Annotated in this window: 18 protein-coding genes; 16 read left to right on the top strand and 2 right to left on the bottom strand. The window is 31.6% G+C overall.

Annotation, left to right across the window (positions count from 1 at the left end):
- Nucleotides 1-47 precede the first annotated feature (47 nt).
- The 7 genes from alr to ACREWB_RS11975 all read left to right on the top strand — a co-directional run bounded on the left by alr (nucleotide 48) and on the right by ACREWB_RS11975 (nucleotide 6,704).
- Nucleotides 48-1,208: an alanine racemase gene (gene alr, locus ACREWB_RS12005; RefSeq protein ID WP_431547673.1), complete on the top strand. Its 1,161-nt coding sequence runs from the start codon at nucleotides 48-50 to the stop codon at nucleotides 1,206-1,208.
- Between the two features lie 195 nt (nucleotides 1,209-1,403).
- Nucleotides 1,404-1,724, top strand: coding sequence for a CopG family transcriptional regulator (locus tag ACREWB_RS12000; protein ID WP_431547672.1), 321 nt, complete (start codon nucleotides 1,404-1,406; stop codon nucleotides 1,722-1,724).
- Nucleotides 1,684-2,031, top strand: coding sequence for a type II toxin-antitoxin system PemK/MazF family toxin (locus ACREWB_RS11995; protein WP_291639109.1), 348 nt, complete (start codon nucleotides 1,684-1,686; stop codon nucleotides 2,029-2,031). The genes ACREWB_RS12000 and ACREWB_RS11995 overlap by 41 nt, the downstream gene beginning before the upstream one ends.
- 354 nt (nucleotides 2,032-2,385) lie before the next feature.
- Entirely contained in the window at nucleotides 2,386-3,072 is a 687-nt protein-coding gene (gene ftsE / locus ACREWB_RS11990) for a cell division ATP-binding protein FtsE (protein ID WP_431547671.1), read from the top strand.
- The gene (ftsX, locus tag ACREWB_RS11985; protein WP_431547670.1) at nucleotides 3,062-3,967 is read left to right on the top strand and encodes a permease-like cell division protein FtsX; all 906 of its coding nucleotides are present in this window, start codon (nucleotides 3,062-3,064) and stop codon (nucleotides 3,965-3,967) included. Before ftsE ends, ftsX begins: the two co-directional genes overlap by 11 nt.
- 171 nt (nucleotides 3,968-4,138) lie before the next feature.
- Nucleotides 4,139-5,335: a S41 family peptidase gene (locus ACREWB_RS11980; protein WP_431547754.1), complete on the top strand. Its 1,197-nt coding sequence runs from the start codon at nucleotides 4,139-4,141 to the stop codon at nucleotides 5,333-5,335.
- An 82-nt stretch (nucleotides 5,336-5,417) separates the two neighbouring features.
- Complete coding sequence (locus tag ACREWB_RS11975) at nucleotides 5,418-6,704, top strand: PDZ domain-containing protein (protein ID WP_431547669.1); 1,287 nt, start codon at nucleotides 5,418-5,420, stop codon at nucleotides 6,702-6,704.
- Nucleotides 6,705-7,030: 326 nt separating this feature from the next.
- Here the strand turns inward: ACREWB_RS11975 and ACREWB_RS11970 are convergent, their stop codons facing one another.
- The gene (locus ACREWB_RS11970; RefSeq protein WP_431547668.1) at nucleotides 7,031-7,321 is read right to left on the bottom strand and encodes a ribosomal protein L7/L12; all 291 of its coding nucleotides are present in this window, start codon (nucleotides 7,319-7,321) and stop codon (nucleotides 7,031-7,033) included.
- A 295-nt stretch (nucleotides 7,322-7,616) separates the two neighbouring features.
- On the opposite strand from ACREWB_RS11970, the gene ACREWB_RS11965 reads away from it, so the two are divergent.
- On the top strand, nucleotides 7,617-7,868 hold the full coding sequence (locus ACREWB_RS11965) for a hypothetical protein (RefSeq protein ID WP_431547667.1): 252 nt from the start codon (nucleotides 7,617-7,619) through the stop codon (nucleotides 7,866-7,868).
- A 530-nt stretch (nucleotides 7,869-8,398) separates the two neighbouring features.
- A complete protein-coding gene (locus ACREWB_RS11960; protein WP_431547666.1) occupies nucleotides 8,399-8,821 on the top strand; it encodes a helix-turn-helix domain-containing protein in 423 nt (140 codons plus the stop codon).
- 9 nt (nucleotides 8,822-8,830) lie between these two features.
- On the opposite strand, the gene ACREWB_RS11955 is transcribed toward ACREWB_RS11960, so the two are convergent.
- Nucleotides 8,831-8,965, bottom strand: a complete 135-nt coding sequence (locus ACREWB_RS11955; protein ID WP_431547665.1) for a ribosomal protein L7/L12 — start codon at nucleotides 8,963-8,965, stop codon at nucleotides 8,831-8,833.
- Nucleotides 8,966-9,162: 197 nt separating this feature from the next.
- Here ACREWB_RS11955 and ACREWB_RS11950 point away from each other — a divergent pair, with 197 nt between their 5' ends.
- The 7 genes from ACREWB_RS11950 to uvrA all read left to right on the top strand — a co-directional run bounded on the left by ACREWB_RS11950 (nucleotide 9,163) and on the right by uvrA (nucleotide 17,513).
- Nucleotides 9,163-9,510 carry a PadR family transcriptional regulator gene (locus ACREWB_RS11950; protein ID WP_431547664.1) on the top strand — a complete coding sequence of 116 codons (348 nt, stop codon included), beginning with the start codon at nucleotides 9,163-9,165 and terminating at the stop codon, nucleotides 9,508-9,510.
- Complete coding sequence (locus tag ACREWB_RS11945; protein ID WP_431547663.1) at nucleotides 9,497-9,886, top strand: permease prefix domain 1-containing protein; 390 nt, start codon at nucleotides 9,497-9,499, stop codon at nucleotides 9,884-9,886. The genes ACREWB_RS11950 and ACREWB_RS11945 overlap by 14 nt, the downstream gene beginning before the upstream one ends.
- A gap of 14 nt (nucleotides 9,887-9,900) precedes the next feature.
- Nucleotides 9,901-10,239: a hypothetical protein gene (locus tag ACREWB_RS11940; RefSeq protein WP_431547662.1), complete on the top strand. Its 339-nt coding sequence runs from the start codon at nucleotides 9,901-9,903 to the stop codon at nucleotides 10,237-10,239.
- Between the two features lie 303 nt (nucleotides 10,240-10,542).
- Complete coding sequence (locus ACREWB_RS11935) at nucleotides 10,543-11,706, top strand: SH3 domain-containing protein (protein WP_431547661.1); 1,164 nt, start codon at nucleotides 10,543-10,545, stop codon at nucleotides 11,704-11,706.
- A 263-nt stretch (nucleotides 11,707-11,969) separates the two neighbouring features.
- Complete coding sequence (locus tag ACREWB_RS11930) at nucleotides 11,970-12,383, top strand: hypothetical protein (RefSeq protein WP_431547660.1); 414 nt, start codon at nucleotides 11,970-11,972, stop codon at nucleotides 12,381-12,383.
- Nucleotides 12,384-12,631: 248 nt separating this feature from the next.
- Entirely contained in the window at nucleotides 12,632-14,617 is a 1,986-nt protein-coding gene (uvrB, locus tag ACREWB_RS11925) for an excinuclease ABC subunit UvrB (protein ID WP_431547659.1), read from the top strand.
- Between the two features lie 73 nt (nucleotides 14,618-14,690).
- Nucleotides 14,691-17,513: an excinuclease ABC subunit UvrA gene (gene uvrA / locus ACREWB_RS11920; protein WP_431547658.1), complete on the top strand. Its 2,823-nt coding sequence runs from the start codon at nucleotides 14,691-14,693 to the stop codon at nucleotides 17,511-17,513.
- The last annotated feature ends 4 nt before the right edge of the window (nucleotides 17,514-17,517 follow it).

The following is a 17,517-nucleotide window of genomic DNA, read 5'->3' as shown; positions in this document are numbered from 1 at the left end:
AACACAAACAGATAAATTATATCAAAATAACAGGTGAGGTGAAGGCCATGTTTAGGCATTTAAGGCCGGTATGGGCAGAAGTTGATTTAGATAAGTTAGCTCATAATATGAGAGAAATTCGGAGAATATCTAAGAGTGAAAATATCATAGCTGTAGTAAAGGGAGATGCTTATGGCCATGGGGCTATAGATGTAGCCCCAGTGCTACTTGAAAATGGAGCTAATAGGCTGGCGGTAGCAATAATAAGTGAAGCTGTGGAACTAAGGCGTTCAGGTATAAAATGCCCGATAATGATTCTAGGTTTCACACCTCCAAATTTAATAAGTGATTTATTGAGATATGATATTGAACAAGCTGTATTTAGTTATGACTTTGCAAAACAATTATCAACAACTGCTCAAAAGAAAAACAAAATAGCTAGAATTCATATAGTTGTAGATACGGGGATGGGAAGGATAGGTTTTCTGCCAACAGAAGAAAGTGCAGAAGAAGTATATAATATTTATAAGCTACCCAACATAATTATAGAAGGAATGTTTTGTCATTTTTCTTCAGCGGATGAAAAGGATAAAACTTATACTTATGAACAAGCGAAAAAATATGATGATTTTTACGAGAAGTTGAAAGCGAAAGATGTGAACATAAACATGAGGCACATGGCTAATAGTGCCGCTATTATAGATTTGCCAGAAACTCATTATGAAGCAGTACGTCCAGGAATAATAATATATGGATATTATCCATCCAGTCAGGTGAACAAGGAAAACATAAATTTAATACCGGTAATGACATTAAAAACGAATGTTGTACACATAAAAACATTGCCCCCTGGAGAATACGTGAGTTATGGCAGAAAGTATAAAACAGAAAGAGAAAGTATTATAGCTACACTGCCAGTTGGTTATGCAGATGGTTATACAAGGCTTCTATTTGGAAAAGGAAAGGTTATCTTAAAAGGTAGATTTGCTCCGGTAATAGGTAGGATTTGCATGGATCAGTGCATGATTGATGTAACGGAAATTAATGGAGTAAAAGTTGGAGATGAGGTTATACTAATGGGGGAAGATGATAATAATAAATTTACAGCAGACACAATAGGGGAACTAATAGGAACTATAAGCTACGAAGTAATTTGTATGATTACTAAAAGAGTTCCAAGAGTTTACGTTAAAAAAGGTCAGCGTATAAAAATAAGAAACTATGTGTAGTATTAACGTGTATATGAAACATTAACTATTTATCTGAAGGATAACTTGTCGTAAAAAGGTGAAAATACGGATAGTTTCTTTGACAGATTGACATAGATTGAACTATAATTATTTTATACATAATGTTGCTTAAGTTTATTTTACAATTATCTTTACATATTGTTGCTTAAGTAAATAGGAGGTATTAAATTTTCTATGCCAACTTCAAAGAAATTAGTGGTAAACCTATCAGAAACACTTAATATAGAATTTAATAAGGCACTTCAAAAAGATTGTAAAAAAAGAAGTGAATTTATTCGGGAAGCTATAATACTATATATTGAGGAAAAGAAAAAAAATAGTTATATAGATGAAATGAAACGTGGTTATTTAGAAATGGCTGAATTAAATTTAGAAATAGCTGATATGGGTTTTGAAATTGATATTAAAGATTTCAAAGAATATGAAGTTAAGCTTTCGGAGAGTGATTTGTCTTATGACAATAATAGTGAAAAGAGGAGATATATTTTATGCTGATTTGAGTCCGGTTGTAGGCTCAGAGCAAGGTGGGGTTAGACCAGTAATTATAATTCAAAATGATATTGGCAACAAGTACAGTCCCACTATTATAATTGCAGCTATTACGTCACAGATAAATAAGGCAAAACTACCTACTCATGTTGAGATTTCTTCAGAAGAGTATGGTTTAAATAAAGATTCTGTAGTTTTGCTTGAACAAATAAGAACTTTAGATAAAAAGAGATTAAAAGAAAAAATTGGTCATATGACTGATAATGATATGAAAAAGGTAGATACTGCACTTTTAATTAGTGTAGGTTTGTAAAACGATAAGGGCATTCGTGCCCTTATTTTTTTTAGAAGTTTTATAAAAGTACGAAAACTATGTTGTAATAGTGTATAATAATAAAGACAATAAATAGGTAAAGTAGGTTGGTGTAAATTTTTGCTGATTATAAAAATAAAACAAATATTTCATATGTTTTCATAATATTTTAATTATAGGAAATCATAAGAATAAATATTACTGAATTTTTGACAAAACTAATTAGCAAATTTGAAACAAATTCATGAAAACTTTAAAATTAAGTTTATATTAAACATTGTGATTATGTTATAATGTTGTTATTATGGATTTTTGCAGAAGTAAATTATAGAAATAGGGTAAGGAGAGTTTATTATGATACAATTTAAGAAAGTAACTAAGATTTATGATAACAATGTAATAGCTTTGTCGAATATTGATGTTACTATTGAAAGAGGGGAATTTGTATTCCTTGTAGGTCCTAGTGGGGCAGGAAAATCCACTTTTATTAAAGTGCTTTTAAAAGAGGTAGAACCAACTACTGGTACTGTTACTTTAAATGATACTAATGTTACAAAATTAACCAGGGAAAAGGTGCCGTTTTATAGAAGGAAAATAGGAGTAGTATTTCAAGATTTTAGGTTGATTGAATCACTAAATGTTTATGAAAATGTTGCTTTTGCAATGAGAGTTATAGAATCTACGCCTAAAGATATTAGGAAAAAGGTACCATTAGTATTAGATTTAGTTGGACTTTCAAAAAAACATATGGCTTTTCCACATGAACTTTCAGGTGGAGAGCAACAAAGAGTTTCGCTTGCTAGGGCTATAGTAAATAATCCTACAATCCTAATAGCAGATGAACCAACAGGAAATTTAGATCCCGAAACAGCAGCAGAAATTATGGATATATTAAATGATATTAATAAGGCCGGTACTACAATAATTATGGCGACGCATGCAAAGAATATAGTAGACACTATGAAAAAGAGAGTAATAGCTATAGAAAAAGGTGTTCTAGCTAGAGATGAGCAGAGGGGTAGGTACGGTTATGAGGATTAGTACATTTAAATATTTTATTATGGATGCTTTAAAAAGTTTAAAAAGAAATAAAACTGTCAGCATAGCTTCTGTGGCCACAGTAGCAGCTACTTTGTTGATTTTAGGTGTCTTTTTATTAATTGTTCTTAATATTAATTCAGGGATGAAAGTAATAGGTTCTGAACTTCAAGTGAAAATTTATCCAGTAAAAGGTATAACTATATCGGAAAAATCAGCTTTAGAAAGAACTCTTAATGACGTTAAGGGAGTTACTGATATTAGATATGAAACAAAGGCGGAAGCGCTAGAAAAAATGAAGAAACAATTTGGTGAAGATAGTAAAGAATTACTTGCAGGTTATGAAAAGGAAGGTAAAAATCCTCTTCCCGATGCATATTTTGTAAGTGTTGAAAAACCTGAAATAATAACAGATGTAGTTAAAGCTGCTACAGGACTTAGTGGTGTAGAGAAAATTAAAGAAGTAAGAGATCTGGTTAATAAACTTATAAAGATAACGAATACTTTAAAGATAATAGGGCTTGCATTATTTTTAATTTTGATAAGTGTATCATTATTCCTAATAGGAAATACAATTAAGCTTACAGTATACTCTAGGAAAAAAGAAATAGGTATTATGAAATATGTTGGGGCAACTGATTGGTTTATAAGATGGCCGTTTATTATTGAGGGTATGATGCTTGGTCTATCAGGAGCAATCATTTCTACTATAGGGTTATATTATGCTTATAGAATGATTTTCCAAAAATATGCGAGTACATTATTAGACTTTTTAGGGTTTACCATAATAAACCCTCAGTTTATATTAAGTACTATCTTATGGCAATTCATGTTAGGTGGTTTAATTATTGGTGCCGTTGGAAGTGTTATATCAATAAGAAAATTCTTGATAGCATAAATATAAGGTATTTATTTTCTGGTTTTTGTTATAAATTTATTATATTCACATAAATAATAAATAGAGAACTGTAAAGAGGGGTAAAAAATGAGTGATGAAAGTAAATTAAGTCAGTTTAAAACTGTAGAAAATAGCGAGGCACGTTATAAAAATAAAAAGGGTAAATGGATTATGTGGATCATAGTTTTAGTTTTAGTTACTAATTCTATAACGCTATTTGCTTCTACTCAAATTTCCTTAAGAACTCCAAATGGAAAAGTTCTATTGGGAAGAGATGATTATGACCAAGTAACAAAGTTTCAAAAATTATTTTTAGTGAGAGATAAATTATATGACCTCTATGATGGTAAGATTAGTGATGATGTTTTAGTAGAAGGTGCTATAAAGGGCATGACTAATTCTCTAGAGGACCCTTATACGGTTTTTATGAACAAAGAAGAATTTACAGATTTTAATTCTCAAACAGAAGGGGCTTACACAGGTCTTGGACTACAAGTAGGAGTTAAAGAAGATAATATAGTTGTAATTGCACCTTTTGATGCGTCACCAGCTAAAAAAGCAGGGATTCTTTCTGGGGATATTATTGAAAAGGTAAATGGAACAGATGTGTCTGGTAAAGAATTAGAAAAAGCTGTTTCAATGATGAAGGGTAAGGAAAATGAAGAAGTTACATTAACTATTAGTAGAAAAGTAAAGGGTAGTTTTGATATAAGCATGAAACGAGCTAAAATTGATCTTGTAACAGTTAAGGGCGAAATGTTAGAAGGTAATGTTGGATATATTCAGCTTACAATGTTTGATGAAAATACTACTGAAAATTTTAATAAAAAATTGAAAGAATTGAAAAGCAAGGGTATGAAAAGCTTAATAGTAGATTTAAGAGGAAATCCAGGTGGTCTGTTAGATCAGGTTGTATCACTAACTTCTAATTTTGTTGAAAAAGATAAGGTTTTAGTTTATACAGTAGATAAGAATAAGAAGAAAACTGAATATAAATCTGAGGGAGGCCTAGCCATAGGCATGCCGTTAACGGTATTAACTGATGGAGGTTCTGCTAGTGCTTCAGAGATATTTGCAGGTGCTATAAGGGACTACAAGGTGGGTACTTTAGTGGGAGAAAAAACCTTTGGTAAAGGTGTGGTTCAAACTATGCTTTACCAAAAGAGGGATGGTTTTGATGATGGTACTGCATTAAAAGTAACTATTTCAAAATACTATACTCCACTAGGGGAAAATATACATCATATTGGGATTAAACCAGAAGTTGCAGTTGTCTATCCAGAAGCGCTTAAAGAAAAACCTTATAATAGAAGTGTGGATCCACAATTTAAAAAAGCTTTAGAACTAGCCAAGGATAAAATTAAATAATAATACAAGTATCTACCATTAATTTGGTAGATACTTGGTTTTTAAAAGCTTATATTCCAGCATGAAAGGAGAATTTTAGGCAATGGACATTGCAATACATACACTAAAAGCAGTTGCGGCAGCAATTGTAGACCCATCTAATGCGCTTATTATAATAATGATTTCATTAATTTTTTATAATAAAAACAAGAAAATAGTTGCGATGCAGAAAATGATAATGGGAGATAGACTAGATTCTCCATTTGAGTTAACTATATCTCAAATTGTAATAGGAATTTTTGCTGGAGCAATAGCTAGTCTAATGTTTACTTATTCAGGATTAGTTTTTGATGAAAGTTCAAATATTTATTTATTGTTTATGGTATCCTTATTTTTCATGGCATTTAAGCCTAAATTTATATGCTTTTCTTATTCAGGAGCAGTACTAGGCATGGCCAGCCTTTTGTTTAAATATGCAGCTATTACTTTAAATATGCCTAAGCTGGATGTTATAAATATAGATATCCTTACACTTATGACATTGGTTGGAATACTTCATATTATAGAGGGAAGTTTAGTAATGATAGATGGCTCAAGAGGGGCTATTCCTGTTTTTACAAGTAGAGATAATAAAATCATCGGTGGTTTTGCCTTGAAAAGATATTGGGCACTACCTATTTCACTGCTTATACTTTTAAGCGTAGCTACATCAGAGTCAATGACCATGCAAAATATAATGAGTACGGATTGGATGCATTTAATTAGAGGAGATATTGCACTTAAAATAATGAAAAATTCTTTCATAGCAACCGTTTCGCTGTATGGAGTTATAGCATACAGTAGTGTTACCTTTACTAAAACTAAGAAAAAAAAGACTCTTGTTTCTGGAGTTTTAATAATAAGTTATGGTGTGATGCTAGCAGCTGTGGCACAACTTGCAGCAATTAATATGTCTTTTCAGTTTTTCGTTTTGATATTTGCAGCAGTAGCTCACGAAGCAATGCTTAGACTAGAAAAATACATGGAGCTAACTTTTAAACCTAAATTCGCTAGTAATGAAGAGGGAATAATGGTGCTAGAAGTAGTTCCAAGATCACCTGCATTTAATATGGGTATTCAAAGTGGTGATTTAATAGTGGAGCTTAACGAGAAAAAAATAGAGTCAGACGCAGAAATTTTCAATGTGATAAAAGGGAATTTTAATTCGGTATCTTTTAAGATTAAAAAAGCTTCCGGAGGTCTAAAAGATGTCAGTTTTAGCAATATGAATGGCAACAAAAGACTAGGAATGGTTGTTGTACCAAGGGAAGTACCAAAAGATGCTGAAATAGTAAAGGTGGATGACAAGAGTTTTAAAGATGTACTAGACAAAATGAAAGACAAAAAATAAACTTCTTGGCGTAACGATAGTTGCGCTTTTTTCTTTGAGAATGCTATAACGAAAAGTATACATTGCTAAAATGCTCTCACTTCGCCAAGTAATTCTAAAATTTATTTTATATACAGCTGCTAAAAAACATAAACTCGCTTCGCTCAAACATATGTTTTTCTTTACGCACCTGTAAATAAAATAAATTATGAATTACTAAGGATTGTTCGAACGCATTCTACGCAATATATACTTTTGTTAGCAATCTCAAAGAAAAAACATCTTCATGGTCATAACTTATTTTGAAGGGGCGGTAAGAGAATGGTATAAGGTCAGGTATATATTTTTTAAAATTTTGTTTTTACACTCAATTCATCGATATAATCTTTAGCTTCTTTTAATCCAATTCCGGTAATTATTCTATATTGTTTAATTGCCTTGATTTTTTTACCGTCTAAAATAAGATTTTTTAATTCTGTTTCTACATCTTCTGTTATGAGGCTGGGCACTCCAACTTGTTTGGCTATCTTATCTAAAGTTAGCTTGATGCGTGAAATCTCACCTTGTAACTGAGTAATAAAGCTTAATAAGATCAATATTAATCCTACTATGCTTGATCCGATAAATATATTATCCATATACAAATTCTCCTTTATATAAAACAAATTATTTTATAATAAAATAAAAATAGATTACCATTGCGTTTATATTTAATTATAAAGAAGATTAATATAAAATTCAAACATTAGTTGTATTTATTTTATGAAAACATATGAGCTTATTGAAAATAATGGTATGATATTCGTATTAGTTCATAAGAAAAGTATAAGGACTAAAATATATTACTTAATTTAAACTAATGAAATGTTTATAAATAAAAATATATGATATAATTAATACTATTAGATGATAATATTAATAGGGAGTGATTAAATGAGCCCATTAGCTAAAGAAGTAATAGAAAAATTAAATAAAGAAGAGGATGTGCAAGTTTTAGCAGAAGTATTAGATTTCTATGAATATTTGAAGCATAAAAATGATAAAGAGTTAGAAACAAGATGGTCAAGAATTGATGAAGATGAAGCAACTGAAAATGAGAATAAATTATGTGAACAGTATAACAATTCAAAAGAAGAACTAATTCCTTTAGAAAATTTAATAAAGGAACTAAATTTGGGTGAATAAGAATAATAACTATAATGTAAAATTGACTAAAAAAGCAGAAAAATTTATTAAGAAACAAGATAAAACACACAGAGAAGGATTATTAATTCAATTATTGAACTTCCTGAAGGTGATATAAAAAAATTAAAGGTTCTAAATGAAACATATAGATTAAGAGTTGGATATTTTAGGGTTTTGTTTGAGAAGAATGATAAAGAACTTGTAATTGTTGTAATTAATATTGGAAATAGAGGGCAAGTTTACAAGTAGAGGGAAAGTAATATTTTCTAATTTAATATAGTTGAAAATAACCGGTTAGGATGAGAAAATCATCTTTATCCGGTTTTATTTTTGTATTTTTTATGCTTATTTTATAAATACATATAGATTTATAGAAAATAATGGTATGATTTGCATATAAGTTATTGCTGAAAAAAATATAAAATTATAGTTACTTTTGGTTAACTACGGCAATAGCAACCACAAGTTGACAAAAGTGCAAGTGAAAATTGGTAGTGTGATAGCTTGGGGATAGGTATTATTTAGGTGGGGTGGTTAAATTGAGTTTTTCAGAAAAATTGCAAAGGTTAAGAAAAGAAAAAGGATTGTCGCAAGAACAACTTGCTGAATTATTAGATGTATCTCGGCAATCTGTTTCAAAGTGGGAATCTGGACAAACGTATCCAGAAATAAATAAACTGATTATATTGAGTGATTTATTTAAGATAACTTTGGATGATTTAGTAAAAGATAAAAATACTGGATATACTGAAATTAAAGAGGATGAAATAGATGAAGAGGATGAAGACGATGATATTGATTCCTCGCTAATGGTTGGTGGGTGGATAGTAGGGCTTGCTATTGGATATATTACAGACAATTTAATGTGGGGATCAGTAGGAATGTTTTTGGCTATTGGATCTTCCTATATTATTAAAGGTATCAAAGGTATCAAAGAAAAAAATAAGGGATGAAACTATCCCTTATATTTTTTTTGTACTCAATTCATCAATATACTCTTTAGCTTCCTTTAGTCTAATTCCAATTACTATTCTATATTGTTTAATTGCTTGAATCTTTTTACCGTCTAAAATAATATTCTTTAATTCGACTTCCATGTAAAATCAGTAAGAGACCTATTATGCTTGACTAAATAAATATATTATCCATTAAAAATGCCTCCTTATATTAGTATGAATTCCAATGTTTAACTATTAAATTGTTGACAAAAAATAGTATTTTAACTATACTATACATAGGGTGACTATGCATAGTATAGTTGTGTATAAAATTTTATAACAGAGAGGTGATTTGGGTGAATGTTGATAAGGAATTACTTAAAGGGAGCATACCGATCATGGTTCTCAAACTATTTACGAATGAGGATATGTATGGATATCAGATAATAAAGAAATTAGAATTACTTTCAAGTGGAGTATTTTCATTTAAAGAGGGAACGCTTTATCCTATTCTTCACAGTTTAGAGAAATTGTTATATGTTGAAAGTTACTGGCAACAAAGCGAAGTTGGACGCAAACGAAAATATTACCGGATTACAAAATTAGGACAATCGTATTTTAATGAGAAAGTAGAGGAGTGGAGGGGGTTTACTAGTGCAGTCAATATTATATTAGAAGGAGGGAATGAAGATGGTGAAAAATAAAAGATTTGACTTCTACGCAAATAAAGTTTCATCCAAAATAGATGACAGAACAGCACGAAAAGAGGCTTATGAAGAAATTTATGCTCATTTGATTGAATCTAAAGAGGATTTTTTGGAAAAGGGTATGTCTGAAGAAGAAGCAGAACAAGCCGTACTTTTTCATATGGGGGATGCTGGTGATTTAGGGGGAGAACTTGACCATATTCATACTCCTAAGTTAAGGTTGTGGCATATTCTTATTATCGGGTTAATTCTAGCTTTAATTTTAGCAAGTTTCTACGGCTATTATTTCTGGAGTTTTAAAGATATAGATAAACAAGAGATAAAAATGGATAAAACGGTATTAAATATATTTTATTATAGATTAAATCTTTAAGGAGGAGTACTTATATGAAACAAATTTTAAAAAAACTCGTAGTTTACATTATCATTTTAGCTGTAGTATTTTACTTGTTTCCAATTCCCTTAAAAATTGGAGGAGCACCAAAAGACGTGGCATTTGGGTTGCTGATCATGCTAAATCCTCTTGTATGTTTGGGAACTGGTGCAGTATTTGGGATAAAACATGGGTTTAAATGGTACTTTCTTTTAATTGCACCTTTGTTATTTATACCTTCTTGTTATATTTTTTATAATGAATTTATGGGTAGTTATCTTGTGATTTATATGTTTTTTTCTGCTGTGGGACTTGGAATTGGTTGTATTATTCGTATGTTTAGCAAGCACTAAGATAGGATGGGAATTTGTAAGAAAACGGGATCCTCGTAAAGAGATATACCGTTTTTTTTTAATGTAATTAAAAATAGAATTATATTTTAAAAAACAACAAATTTTTGGTATATTAGTGCTATAATGCTAATTAAAACATCATAATATTTACTTTAGTATGTTATGGATAGAATTTTAGCTAATATTGGAATGAAAAGGAGGAAAGAAAGTAGATAGGCCATATTAGCACACAATCAAAGGAATAATAAATATAATTGTAAAATAATGGATTGATTTAAATTCTAAAATAATGGAGGTAAAAATATGAAGAAAAGAATAGCTTTTTTAGTAATGTTAATAACTATTGCAAGTTCCCAAATTGCAGCTGCAGATACTGGAGTAGTTACTGGGAGTGGGTTACGGGTTAGACAAAAATCTTCTCTATCTTCAAGTATTTCAGGTCATCTTAATAAAGATACCAAAGTGAATATTCTTGAGAAAGAAGGAGAATTTTATAAAATAGCTTATAAAGGAAAGACAGGATACGTGCATAGTTCATTTGTAAATGTTGTAAAAAGCACAGTCGCCGTTTCTAGAAGTGGAGATAGTGTACAAGCTCCTAAAATGGAAAAGCAAGGTGAAATAACAGCAGATTATTTAAATGTAAGATCAGGAGCGGGATTGTCTTATGCTGTGAATGGCGTTATTAAACGTGGAAATAAGGTTAAAATATATGAAAAAACAAATGGATTTTATAAGATAGTGTATGATGGAAAAACAAGCTATATAAGTGCATTATATGTTAAGGTTATTGAAAATAAGACTGTAACTGCAAGTAATAGTACAAGCACATCAGTTAGTAGAGGAGATATGAGTATACCTCAAACAGAAGCTACGGGGGTTGGTACTGTTAAAGTATCTGATTTTTTATGTGTACGAGGAACGGCTTCTATAAGCAATAACCTTTTGGGTAAAGTTTATCCAAATAGTAAAGTACTTATATATGAAACAGAGGGGCAATTTTATAAAATTAAATACGCAAGTGGATGGGGATATGTATATAAATCATATGTAAGCGTAGTTAATAATGCTAAACAAGCTAACACACAAATAACTGGTGATATGCTAATAACGTACGCTAGTAAGTTTTTTGGGACACCGTACTTATGGGGTGGCACAACGCCACTAGGATTTGATTGTTCAGGGTTTGTACAATATGTTTATAAAAATTTCGGTATAGATTTGCCTAGAGTAACTATGGATCAGGTAAATGTAGGAACTGCTGTTAATATAAATGATCTTCAAAAGGGAGATTTAGTATATTTCAGAACGAATACAGCTGAGCCTAGCCAAGTATCTCATGTAGGTTTATACATTGGAGATAATAAATTTATACAGTCTCCAAAGAATGGGGATATTATAAGGACATCAGAACTTACTGGCTATTATAAAGATAACTTTGTAATAGGTAGAAGAATGATAGATTAAGAACTTTATTATATATGATTAAGCAAGGACAAATCCAATTCCATGGACTTGTCCTTTTTTTAATTACTAAATTAATAGCTATAGTACCTGTTGGTTATAAATTGTTAACAATATTGACACCTAAACGAAACAATCCCATAGTATTATAAATCGCATAAGGTAATAATCTTAAGAACTATATAGACCAAGTTATAAAGATTATAACTAAAAAAAGATTGAAATTATAATATAGCCTTTAAGGGCGGAAATGGAGACGATTTATTGTGGAAATTAAAGAAAAAAAAGTATCTAAGAAATCAGGCATCTCAATTGTTTTGTTTATTGTTGCTTCAGTTGTAGCACTTATAGGAGTTGTATTATTAGTTAATAATATACTATTATACAGGAGTACTGTTGCTCAAGCTTTAACTGGTGGGTACGATCTTGCAACTATAAGAAAAGCATTATTAACATCTCAACTTATACCAGGAATAGCTGAACCAATTGGTATATATGGGGGTATTTCATTTATTTTATTTGGTGTAGGTATAGTCAATAAAAAAGTTATCAAATGTCTAACGATTATAAATAAAGTTGAGATAAGTAATGATACGATTGAAGAAAATATTGTAGAACAAAATGTTTTTGACTTAGGAAATGAAGAGGTAACTGAGAACAAAGAAACTGTAGAAGCTTGATAAAAGTACAACAAGAGTAAAACATAAAGATTTGTCTTAGTAGTTACTGAGGTAAGTCTTTTTTTAACCCCTGGGGTGTAAAATTATGAATTTATGTATAATTTATCTACTTTTTCAAATTAAAATACCCCTGGTGTGAACAATAATATATTGACATAATAAAGACTTATAGTTAGAATGTAAGGTGAGAACAAATGTTCCATACAAGATAGCGATTAATAACTATTATCGAACAAGGTGGTGATTTTGTGAATGAATTTAAATTGCACTCAAAGTTTAAACCTACTGGAGACCAACCGCAGGCAATTGATAGTCTAGTGCGAGGTATTGAGGAGGACAAAAAGTTTCAAACTCTTAAAGGAGTAACTGGGTCAGGTAAGACTTTTACCATGGCTAATATTATTGAGAGAGTTCAAAAGCCTACTTTGGTGCTTGCTCATAATAAGACTTTAGCGGCACAACTTTGCTCAGAGTTCAGAGACTTTTTTCCGGACAATTGCGTTGAGTATTTTGTGTCTTATTATGATTATTATCAGCCTGAGGCTTATATTGCACAGACAGATACCTTTATAGAAAAAGATTCATCTATTAATGATGATATTGATAAATTAAGACATTCAGCTACCTCAGCGCTATTAGAGCGTAATGATGTTATTGTTGTAGCTTCAGTTTCGTGTATATATGGACTTGGAAATCCTGAAGAGTATAAAAAGCTAACAGTTTCACTAAGGCAGGGAATGGAAAAGGATAGAAATGAAGTTCTAAGACAATTAGTAGATATACAGTATGAGAGAAATGACATTAATTTTATTCGTGGAACCTTTAGAGTAAGAGGGGACACTGTTGATATATTCCCAGCGTCTTCTAGCGGTGAAGGAATTAGGGTGGAATTTTTTGGAGATGAAATAGATAAAATTAGATCCTTTAATTCGCTAACAGGGGAAATTATTGGGGTCCTAAAGCATGTATCTATTTTCCCAGCTTCACATTTTGCTACTTCGAAGGAAAAATTGGAACCTGCTATAGAACAAATAGAAGAGGAGTTAGAGATTAGGTTAAAAGAGCTTATATCACAGGATAAGTTACTAGAGGCACAAAGACTTAAGCAAAGAACTAATTATGATATTGAAATGATAAGAGAGGTTGGCTATTGTAGTGGTATAGAAAACTATTCTAGGATTTTAGATGGTAGGCCAAAAGGAACGGCGCCTCAAACACTAATGCACTATTTCCCAAAAGATTACTTAATGTTTATAGATGAGAGTCATGTAACTCTTCCACAGGTTAGAGCTATGTTTGGGGGAGATAAATCAAGAAAGACTAATTTAATTGAATATGGATTTAGACTTCCTTCAGCTTATGATAATAGACCACTAAATTTTCCGGAGTTTGAGGAGAGTTTAAACCAAACAGTTTTCGTAAGTGCAACTCCAAGTGTTTATGAATCAGAGCATAGTGAAAATATAGCAGAACAAGTAATAAGACCTACGGGACTTTTAGATCCGGAAATATCTATTAAGCCAGTTAAAGGTCAAATAGATGATTTATATGCTAACATTCAGGACACAATAAAAAGAGGGTTTAGAGTTTTAGTAACAACTCTTACTAAAAAAATGTCAGAGGATTTGACTAAATACTTTATGGAAATGGGAATGAAAATTGCTTATTTACATTCGGATGTTGATACAATTGAAAGAATGAGAATTATCCAAGATTTAAGGCGTGGCACTTATGATGTGCTAGTGGGTATTAATCTTTTAAGAGAAGGATTAGATATTCCAGAAGTAGCTTTTGTTGCAATTCTGGATGCAGATAAGGAAGGATTTTTGCGTTCTGAAACTTCACTAATTCAAACAATAGGAAGAGCGGCAAGAAATTCAGAGAGTAAAGTAATTATGTATGCAGATAGAATTACAAAGTCTATGAAAAAGGCTATAGATGAAACTAATAGACGTAGAAAAATTCAAATGGACTATAATGAAAAGAATGATATTACACCTACTACTATTATGAAAGATATTAGAGAAGTAATTGGAGCTGTAACAGTTGCGGAGGATGAAGTGGTGTATGAAACTCTTGAAGCTGCTATGGAAGCAAACTATGAGGAAACTAAAAAGTTAATGGATAGGTATGAAAATGAGATGAAGCAGGCAGCTAAGGATTTACAATTTGAGAGAGCTGCTGAGCTTAGAGATATAATATATAAACTCAAGAAACAGATTAAAAATATTTAAATACATTTCAGCGTATAGTTTCAAATATGATAAAGCTATTCAGGGGATGGTTTAACACGCAAAGGAGAATGTTATGAGGGATAAGATTATTATAAAGGGAGCTAAAGTTCACAATTTAAAAAATGTAGATTTAGAAATACCGAGAGATAAGCTAGTTGTATTTACAGGGCTTTCAGGGTCTGGTAAATCTTCACTTGCTTTTGATACGTTATATGCAGAGGGTCAAAGAAGGTATGTAGAATCCCTTTCAGCCTATGCAAGACAGTTCTTAGGTAATATTGATAAGCCAGATGTTGAGTACATAGAGGGACTATCTCCTGCTATCTCTATAGACCAAAAGACTACTAATAGAAATCCACGTTCTACAGTGGGTACTGTAACTGAAATTTATGATTATTTGAGACTGCTTTATGCTAAAGCAGGCACGCCTCATTGTCCTAAGTGTGGTAAGGAGATTTCTCAGCAAACAGTGGACCAGATGGTGGATAGATTAATGGAGTTGCCACTTAAAACTAAGCTTTTAATTTTATCACCTATAATAAGGGGGAAAAAAGGTGAGCATGTAAAAATACTAGAAAATATCAAAAAGAATGGCTTCGTTCGCGCTAGAATAGATGGAAATATAGTAGAGCTTATGGAAGAAGAAATAAAGCTAGAAAAGAATAAGAAGCATAGTATAGAGATAGTAATTGATAGAATTTCTGTTAAAGAGGAATCTATTGGTAGACTTTCGGAATCACTAGAAAGTGCGCTTAAACTTGCAGAAGGATCTGCAATTGCTAGTATTGTAGATGGCGAAGATATACTTTTTAGTGAGCATTTTGCTTGCGTTGATTGTGGCATAAGTTTAGGGGAACTTGCTCCTAGAATGTTTTCTTTTAACTCCCCTTATGGTAAGTGTGATACCTGTGATGGGCTTGGTACGCTTATGGAAATTGATGAAGATTTAATAATTCCAGATAGAAGTAAGAGTATAAAGGGCGGAGCTATATTGTCTTTTGGAGAGGGTAGTCTTAAGGATGATTCATGGACTTTTGCAGTGCTTCGTGCTCTAGGAGAAAAATATAAGTTTGACCTAGATACACCTATAGAAGAATATGACCCAGAGATTCTTAAAATAATACTTTATGGAACTGGTGGACAACGCATTAAGGTAAACTATGTTAAGGAATTTAGAACGGGTACTTTTAATCACACTTACGAGGGCATTATAAATAATTTAAAAAGACGTTATGTTGATACTTCTTCCGATTACATAAAAAGAGAAATTGAACAATATATGAGTGATAATCATTGTCCTAAGTGTAAGGGAGCAAGGTTAAGTCCTGAGGCGTTAGCTGTAACTGTAGGGGGCAAGAATATATATGAATTCTGTAAAATGTCTATTACTGATGAAGTTACCTTCTTAGAAAACATTGAATTGTCAGAGAAAAATATGCTTATAGCTAATCAAATTTTCAAAGAGATAAATGATAGGCTTAATTTTCTTGAGAATGTTGGACTTAATTATTTGAATTTGTCTAGAACAGCAGGTACACTTTCGGGTGGAGAAGCTCAGAGAATAAGACTTGCAACGCAGATAGGGTCTAGTTTAATGGGAGTTTTATATATTCTAGATGAACCTAGTATTGGTCTACATCAAAGGGATAATGCAAAACTTATTAAAACGTTAAAGCATTTAAGAGATATTGGAAATACACTGATTGTGGTAGAGCATGATGAGGACACTATGATGGAAGCAGATTTTATTGTGGATATCGGACCAGGAGCTGGTGAGCATGGTGGAGAAATTGTGGTGGCAGGAAGTATAGAAGATATAAAGAACTGTGAAGCGTCAATTACAGGTCAATACTTAAGTGGTAAAAAGAAGATTGTAGCTCCAGAGCATACGAGAGTTTCTAACGGAAACTGTATAAAGGTGATTAATGCTAACCAAAATAACCTTAAAAATGTATCGGTGGAGTTCCCACTAGGAGTTTTCACGTGTGTTACAGGGGTTTCAGGGTCTGGTAAGAGCACGCTTGTAAATGATATTTTATATAAGGGGCTTAACAAGAAGCTAAATAAATCAAAGAGAAACGCAGGACTTCATAAGGATATTTTAGGGGTAGAGAACATAGATAAAATTATTAATATTGATCAAGGTCCTATAGGCCGAACTCCAAGATCTAATCCAGCTACATATACAGGGGTTTTTGATATAATTCGTGAGGTTTTCTCTATGAGCTCGGAGTCGAAAATACGTGGCTATAAGCCAGGTAGATTTAGTTTTAATGTAAAGGGTGGAAGATGCGAGGCCTGCAGTGGTGATGGAATTATTAAAATAGAAATGCAATTTTTGTCTGATGTATATGTGCCTTGTGAGGTTTGCAAAGGAAAAAGATATAATAGAGAGACGCTAGAGGTTAAGTATAAGGGCAAAAACATTCATGAAATTTTAGATATGACGGTTGAGGAAGCTTTAAAGTTCTTTGAAAATATTCCAAGAATCAATAGTAAGCTTCAAACTCTTATGGATGTGGGACTTGGTTATGTTAGACTAGGGCAACCTTCAACACAATTATCTGGTGGTGAGGCGCAAAGAATTAAACTTGCCTCTGAGCTATCTAAGAGAAGCACTGGTAAGACTTTTTATATTTTAGATGAGCCTACTACAGGACTTCATATTGATGATGTTAGCAAACTTATTAAAATACTTCAAAGACTGGTTGATTCGGGAAATACTGTAGTGGTAATAGAGCATAATTTAGATGTTATAAAGTGCGCTGACTATATTATTGATTTGGGTCCTGAGGGTGGAGATATGGGTGGTACTGTTTTATGCACTGGAACTCCAAAAGAAATATCATTGAATGTAAATTCATATACGGGACAATATTTAAAAAAGATGTTATAATTTA

This window comes from Clostridium sp. (genome assembly GCF_050717635.1).
Lineage (GTDB): Bacteria > Bacillota > Clostridia > Clostridiales > Clostridiaceae > Clostridium_AD.
The sequence above is the reverse complement of the archived record's forward strand: the minus strand, read 5'-3'. Positions and strand labels throughout refer to the sequence as shown.

What these genes read in the sequence shown, in the direction of transcription:
- alr (WP_431547673.1), top strand. Translation starts at nt 48, where the DNA reads ATGTTTAGGCATTTAAGGCCGGTATGGGCAGAAGTTGATTTAGATAAG.
- ACREWB_RS12000 (WP_431547672.1), top strand. Translation starts at nt 1,404, where the DNA reads ATGCCAACTTCAAAGAAATTAGTGGTAAACCTATCAGAAACACTTAAT.
- ACREWB_RS11995 (WP_291639109.1), top strand. Translation starts at nt 1,684, where the DNA reads ATGACAATAATAGTGAAAAGAGGAGATATATTTTATGCTGATTTGAGT.
- ftsE (WP_431547671.1), top strand. Translation starts at nt 2,386, where the DNA reads ATGATACAATTTAAGAAAGTAACTAAGATTTATGATAACAATGTAATA.
- ftsX (WP_431547670.1), top strand. Translation starts at nt 3,062, where the DNA reads ATGAGGATTAGTACATTTAAATATTTTATTATGGATGCTTTAAAAAGT.
- ACREWB_RS11980 (WP_431547754.1), top strand. Translation starts at nt 4,139, where the DNA reads ATGTGGATCATAGTTTTAGTTTTAGTTACTAATTCTATAACGCTATTT.
- ACREWB_RS11975 (WP_431547669.1), top strand. Translation starts at nt 5,418, where the DNA reads ATGGACATTGCAATACATACACTAAAAGCAGTTGCGGCAGCAATTGTA.
- ACREWB_RS11970 (WP_431547668.1), bottom strand. Translation starts at nt 7,321, where the DNA reads ATGGATAATATATTTATCGGATCAAGCATAGTAGGATTAATATTGATC.
- ACREWB_RS11965 (WP_431547667.1), top strand. Translation starts at nt 7,617, where the DNA reads ATGAGCCCATTAGCTAAAGAAGTAATAGAAAAATTAAATAAAGAAGAG.
- ACREWB_RS11955 (WP_431547665.1), bottom strand. Translation starts at nt 8,965, where the DNA reads ATGGAAGTCGAATTAAAGAATATTATTTTAGACGGTAAAAAGATTCAA.
- ACREWB_RS11945 (WP_431547663.1), top strand. Translation starts at nt 9,497, where the DNA reads ATGGTGAAAAATAAAAGATTTGACTTCTACGCAAATAAAGTTTCATCC.
- ACREWB_RS11940 (WP_431547662.1), top strand. Translation starts at nt 9,901, where the DNA reads ATGAAACAAATTTTAAAAAAACTCGTAGTTTACATTATCATTTTAGCT.
- ACREWB_RS11935 (WP_431547661.1), top strand. Translation starts at nt 10,543, where the DNA reads ATGAAGAAAAGAATAGCTTTTTTAGTAATGTTAATAACTATTGCAAGT.
- uvrA (WP_431547658.1), top strand. Translation starts at nt 14,691, where the DNA reads ATGAGGGATAAGATTATTATAAAGGGAGCTAAAGTTCACAATTTAAAA.